The sequence below is a fragment of the Myxococcales bacterium genome (assembly GCA_022563535.1).
Classification (GTDB): Bacteria; Myxococcota_A; UBA9160; order UBA9160; family UBA4427; genus DUBZ01.
The window spans coordinates 145,066-162,504 of the sequence record JADFNE010000002.1 but is presented as its reverse complement, the minus strand read 5'-3'; the positions used below and the strand labels follow the sequence as shown (position 1 = coordinate 162,504).

At 58.7% G+C, this 17,439-nt stretch carries 32 protein-coding genes; all 32 read left to right on the top strand.

All coding sequences use genetic code 11. From position 1 onward, the window contains the following. The coding region (locus tag IH881_01560) for a hypothetical protein (GenBank protein MCH7866354.1) at positions 1 to 100 on the top strand (100 nt) is incomplete at its 5' end. 111 nt (positions 101 to 211) lie between these two features. Then, entirely contained in the window at positions 212 to 529 is a 318-nt protein-coding gene (gene rpsJ, locus IH881_01555; protein MCH7866353.1) for a 30S ribosomal protein S10, read from the top strand. A 2-nt stretch (positions 530 to 531) separates the two neighbouring features. Next, positions 532 to 1,182, top strand: a complete 651-nt coding sequence (rplD, locus tag IH881_01550) for a 50S ribosomal protein L4 (protein ID MCH7866352.1) — start codon at positions 532 to 534, stop codon at positions 1,180 to 1,182. Continuing rightward, positions 1,179 to 1,466: a 50S ribosomal protein L23 gene (locus IH881_01545; protein MCH7866351.1), complete on the top strand. Its 288-nt coding sequence runs from the start codon at positions 1,179 to 1,181 to the stop codon at positions 1,464 to 1,466. The genes rplD and IH881_01545 overlap by 4 nt, the downstream gene beginning before the upstream one ends. 8 nt (positions 1,467 to 1,474) lie before the next feature. Beyond that, positions 1,475 to 2,305, top strand: a complete 831-nt coding sequence (rplB, locus tag IH881_01540) for a 50S ribosomal protein L2 (GenBank protein MCH7866350.1) — start codon at positions 1,475 to 1,477, stop codon at positions 2,303 to 2,305. Beyond that, positions 2,306 to 2,581: a 30S ribosomal protein S19 gene (gene rpsS, locus IH881_01535; protein MCH7866349.1), complete on the top strand. Its 276-nt coding sequence runs from the start codon at positions 2,306 to 2,308 to the stop codon at positions 2,579 to 2,581. 1 nt (position 2,582) lies between these two features. Next, the gene (gene rplV / locus IH881_01530; GenBank protein MCH7866348.1) at positions 2,583 to 2,930 is read left to right on the top strand and encodes a 50S ribosomal protein L22; all 348 of its coding nucleotides are present in this window, start codon (positions 2,583 to 2,585) and stop codon (positions 2,928 to 2,930) included. A gap of 106 nt (positions 2,931 to 3,036) precedes the next feature. After that, a complete protein-coding gene (rpsC, locus tag IH881_01525) occupies positions 3,037 to 3,717 on the top strand; it encodes a 30S ribosomal protein S3 (protein MCH7866347.1) in 681 nt (226 codons plus the stop codon). Between the two features lie 3 nt (positions 3,718 to 3,720). Next, positions 3,721 to 4,137, top strand: a complete 417-nt coding sequence (rplP, locus tag IH881_01520; protein ID MCH7866346.1) for a 50S ribosomal protein L16 — start codon at positions 3,721 to 3,723, stop codon at positions 4,135 to 4,137. Continuing rightward, positions 4,134 to 4,331 carry a 50S ribosomal protein L29 gene (gene rpmC, locus IH881_01515; protein MCH7866345.1) on the top strand — a complete coding sequence of 66 codons (198 nt, stop codon included), beginning with the start codon at positions 4,134 to 4,136 and terminating at the stop codon, positions 4,329 to 4,331. Before rplP ends, rpmC begins: the two co-directional genes overlap by 4 nt. Then, positions 4,328 to 4,591 (top strand): 30S ribosomal protein S17, encoded by a 264-nt coding sequence (gene rpsQ / locus IH881_01510; protein MCH7866344.1) that lies wholly within the window; start codon positions 4,328 to 4,330, stop codon positions 4,589 to 4,591. The genes rpmC and rpsQ overlap by 4 nt, the downstream gene beginning before the upstream one ends. A 12-nt stretch (positions 4,592 to 4,603) precedes the next feature. Then, positions 4,604 to 4,972 (top strand): 50S ribosomal protein L14, encoded by a 369-nt coding sequence (gene rplN, locus IH881_01505; protein MCH7866343.1) that lies wholly within the window; start codon positions 4,604 to 4,606, stop codon positions 4,970 to 4,972. Continuing rightward, positions 4,973 to 5,512 (top strand): 50S ribosomal protein L5, encoded by a 540-nt coding sequence (gene rplE, locus IH881_01500; GenBank protein ID MCH7866342.1) that lies wholly within the window; start codon positions 4,973 to 4,975, stop codon positions 5,510 to 5,512. Positions 5,513 to 5,540: 28 nt separating this feature from the next. Then, complete coding sequence (rpsH, locus tag IH881_01495; GenBank protein ID MCH7866341.1) at positions 5,541 to 5,936, top strand: 30S ribosomal protein S8; 396 nt, start codon at positions 5,541 to 5,543, stop codon at positions 5,934 to 5,936. Positions 5,937 to 5,938: 2 nt separating this feature from the next. Further along, on the top strand, positions 5,939 to 6,481 hold the full coding sequence (gene rplF / locus IH881_01490; GenBank protein MCH7866340.1) for a 50S ribosomal protein L6: 543 nt from the start codon (positions 5,939 to 5,941) through the stop codon (positions 6,479 to 6,481). Between the two features lie 10 nt (positions 6,482 to 6,491). Further along, positions 6,492 to 6,866, top strand: a complete 375-nt coding sequence (locus IH881_01485; GenBank protein ID MCH7866339.1) for a 50S ribosomal protein L18 — start codon at positions 6,492 to 6,494, stop codon at positions 6,864 to 6,866. A 1-nt stretch (position 6,867) separates the two neighbouring features. Beyond that, the gene (gene rpsE, locus IH881_01480; GenBank protein MCH7866338.1) at positions 6,868 to 7,377 is read left to right on the top strand and encodes a 30S ribosomal protein S5; all 510 of its coding nucleotides are present in this window, start codon (positions 6,868 to 6,870) and stop codon (positions 7,375 to 7,377) included. Beyond that, positions 7,374 to 7,559 (top strand): 50S ribosomal protein L30, encoded by a 186-nt coding sequence (gene rpmD / locus IH881_01475; protein MCH7866337.1) that lies wholly within the window; start codon positions 7,374 to 7,376, stop codon positions 7,557 to 7,559. Before rpsE ends, rpmD begins: the two co-directional genes overlap by 4 nt. A 2-nt stretch (positions 7,560 to 7,561) precedes the next feature. Then, positions 7,562 to 8,005, top strand: coding sequence for a 50S ribosomal protein L15 (gene rplO, locus IH881_01470; protein MCH7866336.1), 444 nt, complete (start codon positions 7,562 to 7,564; stop codon positions 8,003 to 8,005). Next, a complete protein-coding gene (gene secY / locus IH881_01465) occupies positions 8,002 to 9,312 on the top strand; it encodes a preprotein translocase subunit SecY (GenBank protein ID MCH7866335.1) in 1,311 nt (436 codons plus the stop codon). The genes rplO and secY overlap by 4 nt, the downstream gene beginning before the upstream one ends. Positions 9,313 to 9,317: 5 nt before the next feature. Continuing rightward, entirely contained in the window at positions 9,318 to 9,884 is a 567-nt protein-coding gene (locus IH881_01460) for an adenylate kinase (protein ID MCH7866334.1), read from the top strand. After that, the gene (gene map / locus IH881_01455) at positions 9,881 to 10,669 is read left to right on the top strand and encodes a type I methionyl aminopeptidase (GenBank protein MCH7866333.1); all 789 of its coding nucleotides are present in this window, start codon (positions 9,881 to 9,883) and stop codon (positions 10,667 to 10,669) included. The genes IH881_01460 and map overlap by 4 nt, the downstream gene beginning before the upstream one ends. A 71-nt stretch (positions 10,670 to 10,740) precedes the next feature. Further along, complete coding sequence (gene rpmJ, locus IH881_01450; GenBank protein ID MCH7866332.1) at positions 10,741 to 10,854, top strand: 50S ribosomal protein L36; 114 nt, start codon at positions 10,741 to 10,743, stop codon at positions 10,852 to 10,854. 91 nt (positions 10,855 to 10,945) lie between these two features. After that, positions 10,946 to 11,317 (top strand): 30S ribosomal protein S13, encoded by a 372-nt coding sequence (rpsM, locus tag IH881_01445; GenBank protein MCH7866331.1) that lies wholly within the window; start codon positions 10,946 to 10,948, stop codon positions 11,315 to 11,317. 6 nt (positions 11,318 to 11,323) lie between these two features. Beyond that, entirely contained in the window at positions 11,324 to 11,713 is a 390-nt protein-coding gene (gene rpsK / locus IH881_01440; GenBank protein ID MCH7866330.1) for a 30S ribosomal protein S11, read from the top strand. 32 nt (positions 11,714 to 11,745) lie between these two features. Next, positions 11,746 to 12,372 carry a 30S ribosomal protein S4 gene (rpsD, locus tag IH881_01435; GenBank protein MCH7866329.1) on the top strand — a complete coding sequence of 209 codons (627 nt, stop codon included), beginning with the start codon at positions 11,746 to 11,748 and terminating at the stop codon, positions 12,370 to 12,372. Positions 12,373 to 12,465: 93 nt separating this feature from the next. Next, positions 12,466 to 13,494: a DNA-directed RNA polymerase subunit alpha gene (locus IH881_01430; protein ID MCH7866328.1), complete on the top strand. Its 1,029-nt coding sequence runs from the start codon at positions 12,466 to 12,468 to the stop codon at positions 13,492 to 13,494. A 15-nt stretch (positions 13,495 to 13,509) separates the two neighbouring features. After that, positions 13,510 to 13,875 (top strand): 50S ribosomal protein L17, encoded by a 366-nt coding sequence (gene rplQ / locus IH881_01425; GenBank protein ID MCH7866327.1) that lies wholly within the window; start codon positions 13,510 to 13,512, stop codon positions 13,873 to 13,875. A gap of 132 nt (positions 13,876 to 14,007) precedes the next feature. Then, the gene (locus tag IH881_01420; protein ID MCH7866326.1) at positions 14,008 to 14,508 is read left to right on the top strand and encodes a TlpA family protein disulfide reductase; all 501 of its coding nucleotides are present in this window, start codon (positions 14,008 to 14,010) and stop codon (positions 14,506 to 14,508) included. A gap of 28 nt (positions 14,509 to 14,536) precedes the next feature. Continuing rightward, positions 14,537 to 14,875, top strand: a complete 339-nt coding sequence (locus tag IH881_01415) for a septum formation initiator family protein (protein MCH7866325.1) — start codon at positions 14,537 to 14,539, stop codon at positions 14,873 to 14,875. A 60-nt stretch (positions 14,876 to 14,935) separates the two neighbouring features. After that, a complete protein-coding gene (locus tag IH881_01410) occupies positions 14,936 to 16,669 on the top strand; it encodes an arginine--tRNA ligase (GenBank protein ID MCH7866324.1) in 1,734 nt (577 codons plus the stop codon). After that, on the top strand, positions 16,669 to 17,349 hold the full coding sequence (locus tag IH881_01405) for an SPOR domain-containing protein (protein ID MCH7866323.1): 681 nt from the start codon (positions 16,669 to 16,671) through the stop codon (positions 17,347 to 17,349). Before IH881_01410 ends, IH881_01405 begins: the two co-directional genes overlap by 1 nt. Positions 17,350 to 17,439 lie beyond the last annotated feature (90 nt).

Here is a 17,439-nt window from a genome sequence, read left to right as displayed (position 1 = left end):
GTTGATCACCCCGATTGCAATGGACAAGGAGTTGCGCTTCGCGATCCGCGAGGGCGGCCGCACGGTGGGTTCTGGCGTGGTCTCCGAGGTGATCGAGTAGTACGCAGGTCCAAAGATCATGTGCAGCAGTTCAGGACTGCATTGGTTCGGAACTGCATTGGTTCAGGACTGCACTAGTTCAAGGTAAGAAGAGGGGAAGACAGGAAATCGTATGGCAGACAAAAGCACTCAAAAAATTCGTATTCGAATGAAGGCATACGATTATCGACTGCTCGATCAGAGCGCCCGTGAAATCGTCGATACCGCCCTTCGCACGGGTGCCAACGTGGCAGGGCCGATCCCGCTGCCGACCTCAATCAACAAGTACACGGTGTTGCGCAGTCCGCACATCGACAAGAAGTCTCGCGAGCAGTTCGAGATTCGCACTCACAAGCGCCTGATCGATATTCTCGATCCCACGCCACAGACCGTGGACGCCTTGATGAAGCTCGAACTCGCCGCTGGTGTGGATGTGGAGATCAAACTCTAGTCATGGCCTCCTTGGACAGTAAAAGCGTGGGCAGCAACAACTCGAGTGAGCTGGGTCTCAATCCAGCGGTGTTCGAGGCTGCGATCCGGCCGTATCTGGTACAGGCCGAGGTTCGAAGACAGTTGGCAGCGCGACGCGCGGGTACCCACAGCACGAAGAATCGTGCGATGGTCTCCGGCGGTGGCGCCAAGCCCTTTCGACAGAAGGGAACCGGTCGCGCCCGCCAGGGTACGACGCGAGCGTCGCAGATGGCGGGAGGCGGCATCACCTTCGGTCCGGTACCGCGCAAATACGCCCACAAGCTCAACAAGAAAACCCGACGCGCAGCCCTGCGCAGCGCGCTTTCGTGGAAGCTCGCACAGGAACAGATTCACGTAGTCGAGTCTCTCGAAGTCGATGGTTTTAGCACCAAGCGCATGGTCGAGACCCTCGCGGGCCTCGGCGTAGGCGGGCGCACGTTGCTGATCGTGTTGGACGCACCCAATCCGACTGTCGAAGGTTCGGCGCGCAACTTGCCCGGCGTAGATGTCATCCGCGCCGAGGGATTGAACGTGTACGACGTACTGCGACACAAGAACTTGCTGCTGACCCGAAGCGCGGTCGCTGCAGTCGAAGCTCGGCTCGTTGAGTCCGCGAAGGAGGCCCAGGCGTGAACGTTCACCAGGTAATTCGCCGCCCCCTCGTCACGGAGAAAAGCACCATCGGCCGTGAGGAAAACAATCTTGCGACTTTCGCAGTCGCCCCTGACGCCACCAAGCACGATATTAGGCGCGCGGTCGAAGTGTTGTTCAAGGTTGAGGTCGCGGAAGTTCGCACCATGCGGCAACCGCGCAAGACAAAGCGAGTGGGGCGCAAAATCGGTCGCAAGGCCGAATGGAAGAAGGCCATCGTGAAACTCGCCGAAGGTCACAGCATCGAATTCTTCGAGGGAGTGTAGGAAGAACCATGCCGGTCAAAGTCTACAAGCCAACATCACCGGGACGCCGCAACATGAGCGTTTCCGACTTTGCGGAAATCACCAGCAAAGCACCGGAAAAGTCCCAGGTCGGCGGCCGGGTAACGAAGAGTGGTGGCCGCAACGTGAATGGTCGGATTACCGCGTACCATCGCGGGGGCGGTCACAAGCGACGATATCGTCAGATCGATTTCAAGCGGGACAAGATCGGCGTCCCGGCCAAGGTTGCGGGTATCGAATACGATCCCAACCGCAGCGCAAATATCGCACTGCTCTACTACGCCGACGGTGAGAAGCGCTACATCTTGTGCCCCAACGGGCTCAACGTTGGCGATGAAGTGGTGGCCGGAGTGGACGTCGAAGTGAATCCCGGCAACTCGATGCCGCTCTCGGTGATTCCACTCGGTACGATCATCCACTCGATCGAGATGAAGCCAGGCAAGGGTGCGCAGTTGGTTCGCTCGGCGGGGGCGGGGGCGCAGCTCATGGCTCGCGAGGGAAGCTACGCGACGCTTCGTCTGCCCAGCCGCGAGATGCGCATGATTCACGTCGACTGCAAGGCCACGGTCGGCCAGGTGGGAAATCTCGAACACGAAAATCAGAGAATCGGCAAGGCGGGTCGCTCGCGCTGGAAGGGCAAGCGCTCGAACGTTCGGGGTGTGGCCATGAATCCGGTCGATCATCCCATGGGAGGTGGCGAGGGGCGCTCTTCCGGTGGTCGGCATCCGTGTACGCCTTGGGGCAAGCCCACGAAGGGCCACAAGACCCGCAATAATTCCCGCTCAGACCAGTACATCGTAAAGCGGAGAGGAAAGAAATAAATGGCACGATCGCTGAGAAAAGGACCGTTCATCGATTCCAGTCTCCAGAGGAAGGTCGACCGGCTATTGGCCAGTGGCTCGAAGCAGGTGATCCGTACCTGGTCGCGGAGATCGATGATTACCCCCGAGTTCGTCGGACTGACTTTTCATGTCCACAACGGGAAGCTCTTCATGCCGGTGTTCATTACCGAGAACATGGTCGGGCACCGCCTGGGCGAGTTTGCGCCGACGCGCAAATTCACCGGACACGCCTCTGACCGGAAGGTGAAACGCTGATATGGAAGTCAAGGCATCGCTCAAGGGCTATCGGATCAGCGCTCAAAAGGCGCGACTGGTCGCGGATGAAGTGCGGAACAAAGGAGTTGAAGAGGCGCTGAACATCCTTGCGGTATCGCAAAAGAAGTTCGCGGGTCCTTTGAGCAAACTCTTGCAGTCGGCCATTGCCAATGCAGAGGATCAGAACGACACACACAACGCGGGGCTGGATGTGGATCGATTGAAGATCACCCACATCTCGGTGGACGAAGGCCCTTCAATGTGGCGAATTCGAGCACGAGCTCAAGGGCGGGCAAACTGGCTACAGAAGCGAACCAGCCATATCAGAGTCGTGCTGAGTGAACGTTAGACGCAACTAAACACCGCGCGGCGTCTCCAGATGATGGGGGCACGGCGCAAAGTTCTCCCGACGAGCACCCTCGAGTGAGGTCGGAGAAAAGAAACAAGGAGCGGACGTGGGTCAGAAAGTCCATCCCTATGGCTTCCGGCTTGGCACCCTGTACGGGTGGCAGTCCAACTGGTATGCCGACAAACACTACGCGCAGCAACTTCATGAAGATCTTGCGGTTCGCAAGTTCATCAAGAAGAAACTGTTTCACGCCGGAATCTCGAAGATCGTCATCGATCGGACCGGTGAGAAGATGGTGGTCAACATTCACGCTGCGCGGCCGGGCATCCTGATCGGAAAGCGCGGCGCTGAAGTCGACGTCCTTCGGGTCGAACTCAAGGAGTTCACCGACTGCGACATCTTCATCAATGTTCGCGAGATCCGGAAGGCCGAACTCGATGCGCAGCTCGTTGCAGAGGCGATTGCCCTGCAACTCGAGCGCCGGGTCGCGTTCCGACGCGCGATGAAGAAGGCGATGATCTCGACCATGAAGTTCGGGGCAAAGGGTATTCGACTTCAATGCTCGGGTCGCCTGGGTGGTGCCGAGATGGGACGCCGAGAGTGGTATCGCGAAGGGCGAGTGCCGCTGCACACACTGCGCGCCGAGATCGACTATGGCTTCGCAGAAGCACGCACGACCTACGGCATGATCGGTGTGAAGTGTTGGATTTTCAAGAAAGACATTGGGGACAAAGAACTCCGAAAGGGCCCGCTCTCCGAGCGCTACCAGGGCGAGTTGGCGAGGTAAGTCATGCTGCAGCCGAAGAAAGTCAAGCACAGAAAAGTATTCAAGGGACGCAACCGCGGTGCGGCGCATCGCGGGAACAAGCTGTCCTTTGGTGATTTCGGGCTCCAGGCGACGAGTTCGGGTTTCGTCACCGCGCGGCAGATCGAAGCCGCGCGTATTGCGATGACCCGTCATGTAAAGCGTGGTGGCAAAATCTGGATTCGGATCTTTCCCGACAAACCGCGGACCTCGAAGCCCGCCGAAACCCGCATGGGTAAGGGCAAGGGTGCCCTGGACGATTGGGTTGCCAAGGTCAAGCGCGGTCGCATGCTCTATGAGATGGAGGGCGTTGAACCCCAGATCGCGCGCGAAGCCATGAGGTTGGCAGCGCACAAGTTGAGTATCTCGACGCAATTCATCGAGCGTGAGGAAGTGGCATGACGGGCTCTGAACTGAAAGAGCTGGGCATTGAAGAACTCGAACAAAAGTCCCGCGAAACGCGTGACGAACTATTCAGCGCCAAGGTAAAGCACGCAACGGGTCAACTCGAGAACACCGCGATGTTGAAAACACTTCGTCGCGATGTAGCCAGAATTGAGTCTGTGCTGGGCGAGAAACGCGAGGCAGTGAAGTGAAGAAACGAGGAAGTAAACGAACTCTCATCGGGATGGTCGTGAGTGACAAGATGGACAAAACCGTCGTAGTACGGGTGGAACGTCTTGTCCAGGACGTGCGTTACAAGAAGTACGTCCGTCGCTACTCGCGATTCATGTGTCACGATGAGTTGAATGGCTGCTCGGTCGGAGACCGAGTGCAAATCATTGAACATCGGCCTCTGTCCAAGCGCAAGCGTTGGAAGGTGCAGGCGACCGTCGCGAAAGCGACGGTGGTGTAACGGAGCGAGCCGATGATTCAGATGGAATCGAAAATTTTGGTGGCCGATAATTCGGGCGCGCGAAAAGTAAAGTGCATACGCGTGCTGGGTGGCTCGCGACGTCGTTTTGCTTCGGTTGGCGACATCATTGTGGTCGCGGTGAGCGAAGCCATGCCGAATGCCCGGGTCAAGAAGGGCGAAGTGCGGCGTGCGGTGATCGTGCGGACCAAGAAGACGATCGGGCGACCCGACGGTTCCTCGATCAGTTTTGATGAAAACGCCGCAGTGCTGATCGAAACCTCGAAAGAGCCGGTGGGCACTCGCATCTTCGGGCCTGTCGCGCGCGAACTGCGGGCAGCCGGTTTTATGAAGATCATTTCCCTCGCGCCGGAGGTGCTCTAGATGACGCCACGTCTATTGGAACGCTATCGGTCGGAAATCATCGAGAAGCTTCGTAGCGAATTCAAGTACAAGTCCGTGAGCCAGGTTCCGCGACTCGAAAAGGTCGTGGTGAACATGGGCCTCGGAGAAGCGGCTGCCAATCCCAAGATCATCGAAAAGGCCACGATGGAATTGGGCCTGATCACGGGGCAGAAGCCGTCGATTCGACGCGCGCGTAATAGCGTGTCGAACTTCAAGCTTCGCGAAGGGCAGGTGATCGGAGCCATGGTGACACTGCGTGGCCCGCGGAAGTGGGAGTTTCTCGACAACTTGTTGAGTGTGGCCCTGCCGCGGGTTCGCGACTTCAAGGGCGTGTCTCCAAAGGCATTCGACGGTCGCGGGAATTACACGTTTGGCATTAGAGAGCAGATCATTTTTCCCGAGGTCGTTTACGATTCGATCGAGCGGGTAACTGGCATGAACGTCACAGTCGTGACCACGGCGCGCACCGATGCGGAGGGCAAGGCTCTTCTTACGCATCTCGGTGTGCCGTTTTCCTGAACGCAGGGCAATTGAGGGTATTTGAGCCATGATGACAGATCCCATTAGCGACATGCTGACGAGAATTCGAAACGCCGGGAATGCTCGGCACGCGGAGACGCGTTGTCCCGCTTCGAACCTCAAACAGGCGGTCGCAAACGTTTTGAGTGCAGAAGGCTTCATTGGCCCGGTTCGTGTGGACGGAGACGGAACCAGCAAGGAACTGGTTCTGGGTCTTCGCTACTCGGAAGATGGATCGACGATGATCGACGAAATCCATCGCGTCAGCACCCCGGGTCGAAGAGTCTATGTGGGGCAGGAAGAAATACCGCGAGTGCGAAACGGCCTCGGGATGTCGATCCTGTCCACCTCCAAGGGTGTGATGTGCGACCGGGATGCACGAGAAGCCGGAATCGGCGGCGAAGTCCTATGTGAGGTCTGGTAGTCATGTCGCGAATTGGTAGAGCGGCTATTTCCATTCCGAGTGGAGTCGAAGTCAAGCTTGCGGAGGGAGCGATCTTCGTAAAGGGCCCAAAGGGCGAACTCTCGACCTCGATTCCGAAACCGATCACGGCTGAACTGACCGACGGTGAACTCAAATTCGATCGTCCGGATGACAGCAGGGACAATCGCTCACTTCACGGCTTGATTCGCGCGCTGGCCAACAACATGATCACCGGTGTTGCGACGGGTTTCAGCAAGGGACTCGAGATTCAGGGCATTGGCTACCGGGTGGACATGAAGGGTAACAAGCTGGCACTCGCCCTTGGCTTTTCTCACCCGGTCGAGCTCGATGTGCCCAAGGGGCTCAAAGTCTCGATAGATGGAACGACGAACATCAAGATCGAGGGCGTAGACAAGCAATTGGTCGGTCAATTCGCTGCCGACATTCGATCGATTCGACCGCCCGAACCGTACAAGGGCAAGGGCATTCGTTACGTCGGTGAGCACGTGCGGCGCAAGGTCGGCAAGGCCGGCGCGGCGTCTTGAGGACGAATTCATGAGCAGCAATACAGTCATAAATGTCAAAAAGAAACGATGGACGTCTCGCAAGCGTCGCGTGAAGAAGTCACTGGAGCGCAGTCCTCTGGCGCGGCTGACCGTCTATCGCACCTCAAAGCACATCACGGCACAGATCGACGATCCAGATTCAGGCAAGACGATCGTGACCGTTACCACCAACTCGAAGAACATCATGGGTGGCGCAACTTCGACCGGAAACATTGCTGCCGCCAAATTGGTCGGTACCGCGATCGCCGAGGCTGCCAAAGAAAAGCAGATCTCGAAGGTCGTATTCAATCGCAATGGGTTTCTCTACCACGGGCGCGTAAAGGCCCTGGCAGAAGCGGCCCGCGAAGCGGGGCTCAAGTTCTAATATGGCGACCATCGTTCGAACCTCACGAATCAATCCCAACGACTACGAACTCAACGACCGGGTTATCTATATCAACCGCGTGGCCAAAGTTGTGAAAGGTGGTCGTCGCTTCAGCTTCAGTGCGCTGGTGGTGGTCGGCGACGGCGCCGGTATCGTCGGCGTCGGGCTGGGCAAGGCTGGCGAAGTTCCCGAGGCCATTCGCAAGGGTGTAGAGAAGGCGCGCCGAGCGCTGGTGAGAATTCCGCTGATCGACGGCCGGACCATTCCCCACGAGGTGCTCGGACGCTTTGGAGCCGGTCGCGTGCTGCTGAAGCCCGCATCGCCGGGTACTGGCGTGATCGCGGGTGGACCCGTGCGCGCAGTGGTGGAGTCTGCAGGGGTGCACGACATCCTGACCAAGACCATCGGATCCAATACACCGCGCAACGTCGTCAATGCGGTCATGGTCGGCCTTCTCGAGTTGCGTGATCCCGAGGCGCGGCTTGCCGAACTTGGACGGCGATCGTCATGAGCGACAAGAGAGTTCGCGTCAAACAGGTCAAGAGCGAAATTGGATTCAATCGCAAGCAGCGTGCGACCTTGCGTGGCCTGGGCCTGCGTCGGATCAATCACACGGTCGATCTGGAGGACACTCCGTCGGTTCGTGGGATGATCTACAAAGTCAGGCACCTCGTTGTGGTAGTGGAGGACTGAGGATGTTGGATCAACTGAAGAAGAGCCGTGGATCGACCCACCCCCGCAAGCGCGTAGGGCGTGGCCCCGGTTCCGGCAGTGGAAAGACCTGTGGTACTGGCGTCAAGGGCCAGGGCACCCGATCGGGCATGAAGATCAAGCCCTGGTTCGAGGGTGGTCAGATGCCCTTGCAGATGCGCCTGCCCAAACGCGGATTTCACAACCGATTTCGGACCAACGTCGAGATCGTCAATCTGAATGATCTCAGCAGGCTCGGCGACGGCGCCTCTGTTGACGCGGCCTCCTTGCTCGGTGCGGGATTGATCCGCGGAACCGCAGGGGCTCTGGTCAAGCTGCTCGGCAATGGCGAAGCGCCCAAGAATCTCGCAGTCAAGGTCAACCGCATCAGTGCGAGTGCCAAAGAGAAGATCGAAGCCGCCGGCGGATCCGTGGAGTTGCTCGGGTGATCGGAGGCATTCACAACATCGCTCGAATTCCAGAGTTGCGTGCGCGTATCTTGTTTACGTTTGGCATGCTCGCGGTCTATCGGGTCGGATGTGCTGTGGTGACCCCCGGCATCGACACCGCTGTGATTCGCGACTTCTTCGAACAGATGTCGAGCACCGTGTTCGGGATGATGAACCTCTTCTCGGGTGGTGCGCTGCAGCAGATGTCGATCTTTTCCCTCGGCATCATGCCCTATATCAGCGCCACGATTATTTTTCAGCTTTTGACGGTGGTGATCCCGCAGCTCGAGCAACTCAAGAAGGAAGGCGAGCAGGGCCAAAAGAAGATCAACCAGTGGTCGCGCTACGCGACGATCGTGCTCGCGTTGTTCCAAGGCATGTTGATCGCCTCGGCGCTCGAGAGTGGTTCATTTGGCCAGGGTGCAGTGGTGAATCCCGGCTGGGGCTTCCGGCTGATGACGATGATCACGCTCACCACCGGTACGGCGTTCATCATGTGGCTCGGCGAGCAGGTGACCGAACGCGGCATCGGTAACGGTATTTCGCTCGTGATCTTTTCGAGCATCGTCGTCGCAATTCCGTCGGGCATCTTCCAGATGGTCGAATTGCTGCGCACCGATCAATTCAGTCCGCTTCAGGTGATCTTCCTGATGATGTTCATGGTGGTCTTGATTGCCGGCGTCGTGTTCGTCGAGCGCGCCCAGCGCCGGATTCCCATCCAGCACGCGCGCCGGGTCGTGGGCAAACGCGTGTCCCAGGGTGGCATGAGCTATTTCCCGTTGCGCGTGAATACGGCCGGGGTCATTCCGCCGATCTTCGCGTCGTCACTCCTGATGATTCCCGCGACCCTGCGGCAGTACACGGATTCGCCCGCGGTCCAGCAGTTGATCGATACCCATCTAAATCCCGGCGGGCTGACGTACAACCTCGTCTACATGGGGTTGATCATTTTCTTTTGTTTCTTCTATACCGCCATCGTGATCAACCCGGTCGATGTGTCTGACAACATCAAACGCATGGGCGGCTACATCCCCGGAATCCGACCGGGAGCCAACACGGCCAACCACATTGACAAGGTATTGAGCCGCCTGACCTTCATCGGGGCAGCTTACGTTGCCTTGATTTGTATCGTGCCCGTCATCCTGGCCGGTCGCATGAACATTCCATTCTATTTCGGCGGCACGGCCCTGTTGATCTGCGTGGGTGTCTCCCTCGACACCATCGGGCAGATCGAAGCGCATCTCGTGTCGCGTGAGTACGACGGCTTCGTCAAGGGTGGCCGGATCCGCGGGAGACTCGGCCGATGAGTGCCATGCGCATCCTGCTACTTGGAGCTCCGGGCGCCGGAAAGGGCACTCAGGCATCCGTGCTGATCGAACGCCTGAGCATTCTGCATGTTTCAACGGGGGACATGCTTCGCAAGGCCGTCGCCGACGGAACCGAGATCGGTCTCAAAGCCAAGGCAGTGATGGACGCAGGCCAGCTCGTCAGCGACGACATCGTGATCGCGATTGCCGAGGAGCGCCTGGGGCAGCCCGACGCTGTCAAGGGATTCGTGCTCGACGGTTTTCCGCGCACCCGGGCCCAGGCCGAAGCGCTCGACAACATGCTCAACAAACTCGGAACACCGCTCGAGCGCTGCGTCGCCGTGACGGTCGAACCCGAGGCTGTGGTCCAGCGACTTCTCAAGCGCGCTGAGCTCGAGGGACGCAGGGACGACAACGAAGAGACCATCCGCGAACGGATGCGCGTCTACGACGCCCAGACCGCACCCTTGCTCGAGTTCTACAGAAACAGCGGCATCCTGTCGGAAGTGGATGGCATGGGAACGGTGGAGGAGGTTTCGGCGCGAGTCGAAACCGCATTGTCGGGCCCATGAATTACGCAGAAAACATCCCGATTCGCAGCCGCCGAGAGATCGAGCGTATGCGGGAGTCGAGCCGACACGTTGCTGAGATCCTCCTGGTGTTGCGAGAAATGGCCGTGCCGGGGCTCAAGACAGCCGACTTCAACCTCAAGGCGGAGGAGATGATCGAAGAGCGTGGGCTTATCTCCTCATTTTTCGGATATGGGCCCGGTGGGCTCCCGCCGTATCCGGCGACGGTTTGCGTCTCGCTGAACGAAGAAATCGTGCATGGAATTCCGGGGTCGCGAGAACTTCGAAAAGGCGACATACTGAGCCTCGATTTTGGGATTATTTGTCAGGGATTTCACGGGGATTCGGCGGTCACGGTGCCGATCGGCCCGATAAGCGAAGAAGCGGAATCGCTGCTCGAGGTGACCCTCGAGTGTCTCAATCTCGGGATCGAGCAGATGGTGCCCGGTAAGCGATTGTCGGATATCGGCCACGCAGTGGAAACTCGGGCCGATGCTGCGGGCTACTCGGTGGTCCGTCAGTTTGTCGGTCACGGAATTGGACGTCAACTTCACGAACCGCCGCAGATCCCGAATTACGGACGCCCGGGGCGCGGCCCTCGATTGCTGCCCGGAATGGTCTTCGCGGTCGAACCGATGGTGAACGTTGGAACAGAAAAGGTTCGCATGCTCGAAGACGAGTGGACGGCGGTGACCGCGGACGGCGGTTTGTCGGGACATTTCGAGCACACGGTGCTGATCACGGAGAATGGGCCAGAGGTTTTGACCCGAATCGAAGGTTCGCACTGACATGATCAAGTGCTCGAGATTGGGTACGCGAGTTTAAGTGCGTCAAGAGCAGCGTAGGTAGGAGAAGTGAAATGAAGGTTCGGGCATCGGTCCGCAAGATGTGTGACAAGTGCAAAATCATTCGCCGCAAGGGCGTCGTGCGCGTGATCTGCGAAAACCCCAAGCACAAACAGCGACAGGGATAGCGTTATCAATGAGATCGGTTAGTACGAAAAGTTTTTGAGGCAGCGGCAGTAGCTGCTGCGCAGTGTCGGGACACGGCACGGAGGACAAGACATGGCACGAATCGCGGGTATCGATTTGCCCCGCAACAAGAGGATCGAGATCTCTCTCACGTATATCTACGGAGTCGGGCGCAAGACGGCTCTGAAGATCTGCGGGCTCACGGATATCGATCCGGGGACGAAGACCGATCACCTCAATGAGTCGGAGGTGATCAAGCTTCGCGAGGTGATCGAGCGAGACTTCATTGTCGAGGGCGATCTCCGGAGAAGCGTCAACCAGAACATCAAGGTTTTGATGGACATCGGTTGCTATCGCGGATTGCGCCATCGCCGGGGGCTCCCCGTTCGCGGGCAGCGCACGCACACAAATGCTCGAACACGCAAGGGGCCGCGCAAGACGGTCGCCGGAAAGAAGAAGGCTTAGCGTTTCATGGCAGTCAAGAAAAAAGTCGTCAAGAAGAAGGTCAAGAAGAACGTCCAGACGGGCATCGCCCATATTCAGTCTACGTTCAACAACACCATCATTACGATCACCGACGTCGGTGGTGCGACGCTCGCATGGTCGAGTGCAGGCCAGGAAGGCTTCAAGGGTTCGCGCAAGTCGACACCCTTTGCAGCCCAGATGGCGGCCACGACCTGCGCCAAGAGCGCAATGGAACACGGCGTGCGCACCCTGGGCGTCTATGTCAAGGGTCCAGGGGCAGGACGCGAATCGGCTCTGCGAGCCCTTCAGGCTGCAGGAATGAAAATTACGATGATCAGGGACGTGACACCGATCCCGCACAATGGCTGTCGGCCGCCGAAACGGCGACGCGTCTAAACGCCGGGAACGGCCAAAGAAAGGCTTTATTCATGGCACGATATTTGGGATCCGCATGTCGTCTATGCAGGCGAGAAGGCACCAAGCTCTTTTTGAAGGGCGACCGCTGTTTTAGCGAGAAGTGCGCAATCGAGCGCAGAGCGTATCCGCCGGGAATGCACGGTCAGGGTCGAGCTCGCTTCTCGGACTACGGTGTTCAGCTGCGCGAAAAGCAGAAGGTAAAGCGCATGTATGGACTGCTCGAAAAGCAGTTTCGCCGAACCTTTTTCAAGGCTTCCTCGATGAAGGGACAGGCTGGCGAGAACCTGCTGATGCTGCTCGAGCGACGACTCGACAATGTCGTGTTTCGCATGGGCTTTGCGACGTCTCGAAACGAATCCCGCCAACTGATCAAGCACGGACACTTTACGGTGAACGGTAAGAAGGTGACCACGCCGTCGATCCTCGTGCGACCGGGCTGGAAGATCGGACTTCGCGAGAAATCCCGGAACGTGGCCCGAATCGTCGCAGCCCTGGATGCCCTCGAAGGACGGAGCTTGCCCCAGTGGCTCGAAATTGAAAAAACCTCGAGCGAGGGCACGGTCAAGCAATTGCCCGTACGTGACGACATTACGCTGCCGATCGATGAGCAGCTGATCGTCGAACTCTATTCGCGATAAGTGTGGCGATCGGTACGGCGATCAATCACGAACCAACCCGATTGCTCAAGTAGCAGGGGCAATCGGAGTACCCATTCAAGGGGGAAGTAGCTTATGCAAGAGCAGCTGATCGGACGGAATTGGCGCGAACTGATCCGCCCTCGCCGACTTGAAGTCGACGAAGAAAGCAGCACCAATGTCTATGCGCGTTTCAGTTGTGAGCCGCTGGAGGGTGGTTTTGGCGTGACCCTCGGCAACGCATTGCGCAGGGTCCTGCTGTCGTCGCTGCAAGGCGCGGCCATTACGAGTGTTCGTCTCAACGGCGTCCTTCACGAGTTCTCGACCATGCAGGGCGTACTCGAAGACGTCGCGGACGTGATCCTGAATCTCAAGGAAGTGCGTCTTCGCATGCACACCGACGGACCAAAAATTCTTCGCATTCAGAAGAAGGGTGAGGGCGTAATTCGCGCGGCGGATCTGGTGTCCGATGACCAGGCCATCGAAGTGATGAACCCCGATCTCAAGCTCTGCACCCTCGGCGCGGAGGCTGAATTCGAACTCGAGGCGACGGTCAATTGGGGCAAAGGCTACGTGCTCGCCGAGAAGCACGGCAGCGAAGACCTGCCGATCGGCACCATTCCGATCGATTCGTCGTTTTCGCCGGTCCGCCGAGTCAACTACACCGTGACTCCGGCTCGCGTTGGGCGACAGACGGACTACGACAAACTGAGCCTCGAGATCTGGACGGACGGCACCTTCGAGCCCGCAGATGCGTTGGCCTTCGCGGCCAAGATTGTGAAGGAACACGTTTCCATTTTCATCAATTTCGACGAGCCGGAAGAAATGGCCGAGCCTCTGGCAGAAGAGCCCGAGCCGCTCAACCCAAATCTCTTCCGCCCAGTCGACGAACTCGAACTCTCGGTTCGCTCCGCCAATTGTCTCCAGAATGCGAATATCCGCTTCATTGGAGAGTTGGTGCAACGCACCGAATCCGAGATGCTGAAGACCAAGAACTTCGGCCGGAAGTCACTCAACGAAATCAAGGAAACCCTGGCCGAGATGAGTCTCAGCCTCGGGATGACTATCGAGAACCTGCCCGCGCGGCAGGAACTCGAGCGCATGCGCGAACAGCGCGAGGCTTAGTAGGGGCAACTTGTCATGAGGCATCGCAAGAGCGGAACCATTCTTGGGCGCAGTAGCTCCCACCGAAAGGCCATGTTTCGCAACATGGTGACGTCGCTGCTCGAGCACGAGCAGATCCAGACGACCGACGCCAAGGCGAAGGAAGTGCGACGTTGGGCCGAAAAAATGATCACCCTGGGCAAGCGGGGAGATCTTCACGCGCGCAGGACCGCGCTCAGGATCGTCCGCAGCAAGGACGTGACAGCCAAACTCTTCGACGAGTTGGCCGATCGCTATCGCGATCGCCCAGGAGGCTACACCCGGATCATCAAGCTCGGGAACCGCGTCGGCGACGCCGCCGCGATCTCGTTGATCGAGTTGGTGGATCGCCCCGAGGCCTGAACCGCGCAGCACTGATCCGATTCGAGGAGTGAGTCCCTGGCCGACGACCCGACGACACCACCGTCGACTGAATCGCAAACGTCACCTGCCACGAGTTCGCCCGGCTGGCTTCGGCCTGTTCTTCGACCTGTAGTGGTGATCGCCGTCGTGGCCCTGGGCCTGGGCGTCATGTCGCTTCGCGAGGAAGTGGACAGCCCGGTCGCTCGTGGCCTCGAGGCGCCTGCATTCAGTCTCCCCGTGTTGGGGGGGGAGGGCACGGTCAACCTCGTGGATACCCGGGGCCAGGTGGTCTTGCTCAACTTCTGGGCGACCTGGTGCAAACCCTGCGAAGACGAAATGCCCGCGATGGATCGCCTCTACCGTTCATTAGCAGCGGAGGGCTTCGAAATGCTCGCGGTTTCGGTCGACGAAGAACCCGAAGCCGTGGAGAAGTTTCGCCAGCGGCTCGGGGTCAGTTTTCCGATCCTTCTCGATCCCCATCAGGAAGTTTCTCGCCGCTACCAGACGACCGGTTTTCCCGAGTCCCTGTTGATCGACCGGGATGGCATGATCGTCGAGCGCTACATCGGCCCGCGGGAATGGGATCATGCAACCTACGCAAAACGAATCCGAAAGCTGCTGAAGAAAAGCTGATTCGCCCGCGGGTATCGGGTAGTCTCCCATGCGGTTGGTGAAGCGGCGGGGTCCACTGGGGGGAGTGGTGAGGGCGTTCTGGCTCATTTCGGCGCTTTTCGCGGCAGTTCTGGGTCTGGCGACCGCAGATCGCGAGTCGGGCTTGCCCATGTGGTTCGAGCTGCGCGAAGAACGCCGGGCATCCGAAAATCGGATCGCACAGCTTCGGACTGAGGTTGAAAACCTACATTCCGAAATTGAGGCCTTGGAAAATGACCCTCTCGCAATGGAGCGGGCCATTCGCGAGGTCTTGGAGTTTGCACGACCCGGTGAGACCGTAATCCGATTCGTCGAACATGACAACGGTGTCGCCCTTCGCCTGAACTAGCCGTACTGAACTAACTGGTTCCAGAGAGACACTAGTTAGAGGGGGCAGGGCGCGAACGTCATGCGCGAACAATTACTCGAAAAACTGCAGGCTGCACTGGCCGATTTGCTGCAAGAAGCTGGCGACGCGGGAGAGGTCCCGACCGCAGTACTAGAAATCCCGCGACAGAAAGACCACGGCGATTTCGCAACCAACGTTGCCATGACCCTGGCAAAACGTCTGCGCAAAGCTCCCCGCGAAATCGCAGCAAGCTTGATCGACCGGCTTGGCGACGCCGCCGGCTTGCTGAAGAGCAGCGAAATTGCGGGGCCGGGCTTCATTAATTTCCGGTTGGCGGAAAACAACTGGCAAAATCTCCTGCGCGAAATCGTCGAAGCGTCGGATCGCTACGGGTCACAAGATTTCGGAAACAACCAGAAGGTTCAGGTCGAGTTCGTTTCCGCAAATCCGACGGGTCCATTAAGTACGGGGCACGGACGCCAGGCCATTCTCGGAGATGCGATCTGTCGCCTGCTCGAATTTACCGGCCACGACGTGACGCGGGAGTACTACTTCAACAACGGCGGCCGCCAGATGCGGGTCCTCGGGGAATCGGTCAGGGCGCGCTACTTCGAGCGGCTCGACAAGGCGGCTCCCCCGAGCGAGCAAGCCATGGCGGACCCCGAGAACGCCTGGCAAGAAGAACGAAACGGGTTGCCCGTATTGTTTCCAAAAGATGGTTACCAGGGAGACTACATCGGTGACATCGCCGGGAGTCTGATCGAAGAGTTTGGCGATGGGTTACTCGACGAACCTGGAGACGGTGTGTTCCGGGAGCGAGCCCAGAAAACGATCTTCGCGGAAATTCGCGCCACCCTCGACCGGATCGGAATCACCTTCGACGTCTACTACGACGAACAATCGCTCTACGACGAGGGCAAGATCGATGCTGCGGTCGAAGACCTCCGCGCCAAGGATCTGATCTACGAAGCAGACGGAGCGGTTTGGCTGCGCTCGACATCCCTGGGGCTCGACCGCGACCGCGTCGTCATCAAGAGCAGCGGCGAACCCACCTATTTGCTGCCGGACATCGCCTATCACCGAGAGAAATTTCGCCGGGGTTTCGAGGCCATCATCGACGTCCAGGGAGCTGACCATATCGAGCAGTTCCCATTCGTCACCTCGGCGACCGCGGCCTTGGGCTTCGACGCCAAGCAGATCGAACTGGTGCTGCATCAATTCGTCACGATCACCCGGGGTGGTGAACAGGTCAAACAATCGACCCGTAAGGCCACCTTCATCACGATCGACGAGCTGCTCGACCAGATCGGCACCGACGTGTTCCGCTTCTTCATGGTCGAGCGTCGGGCGGATAGCCACCTCGATTTTGATCTCGATCTGGCCCAGGACAAGAATTGGCGGAAGAACCCCACCTACTACATCCAGTACACCTACGCGCGCTCGTGTGGTTTGGAGCGCAAGGCAAAAGAAGCGGGTGTCGCGATGCCGGGCCCGGGTGATTTCGATCCTTCCCGTCTCGAACTCGACGAAGAAATCGAGATTGTCCGGAAGCTCGCCGAGTTTCCGGACTTGGTTTCGCGCGCCGCGAAGTCCCGGGAGCCCCACCATATTGCCTATTACTTGCGAGACCTTGCCGGTTTGTGGAGCCCCTATCTACAGGACGGCAAGCGACATCGCATCCTTTCTGACGACGAATCCCTGACTGCCGCTAGACTGGGTCTATCTCTCGCCGTGCGTGTCGCCTTGAAAAACGGACTTGCCCTGCTGGGCATTTCAGCACCGGAGCAAATGTAATGGCCGAAAGATCGCGTGCGTCAAAGCGGGCATCGAGTCCGAGCTGGCTCGCTAGCTTGATGGGTGCCGTATTCCTGATTTCCGCTGGCTTCATGTTGGGACTGGTGGTGGGTGTGGTGAAGGAAGAACCCGAACTCGTGCTGGGACATCTCGCCGGCCAGAGCGAAGAAATTCGCTGGTCCGAACAAGGGGCTGAACTGGGCACGCCCGACGTGGCGGCCCGAGGGCCCTTCCTCGATTCGCCCGAGGACTTCGCCGCAGATCAGGGCTGGTCGGACGCCGCTATTGCGATCGATCCGCCAGCACTGGGAGCAGTAGCCGAAACTGCGGCTGCTGAAGACATGGCATCTCGGGGCTACGAAGTGCCGCAGTCCCGCTTGATCTCGTCTCTGCCAGCGCCCCAGCGCCCAGCCTCAAAGACTCTGGGGAGCGCACAGCTCCGGGGCTTCAGCGTCCAGGTAGGTGCGTTTGCCGAGAGCGTATCTGCGGACCGCATCAGCGAGGATCTGCGGAGCAAGGGGTTCTCGGTCTACATCACTCCTTCGGCCGGCTCGCGAGACGGCCGCTGGCGCGTACGCGTTGGTCCGATGGATACCCGCGCAGAAGCTCTTGAAGTTGCCCGGAAGCTCAAGACCCAGGAGGGGCTACCGACATGGGTCCTGAGTGAAGGAGGCAACTGAGCCGTCGCGCTCGATCCTTCACCGCAGGTTCGTTCTCGCATCCCCCCATCCGCTTGCATCGTCTGCACCGCAGCGGTGCAGAGGAATGAG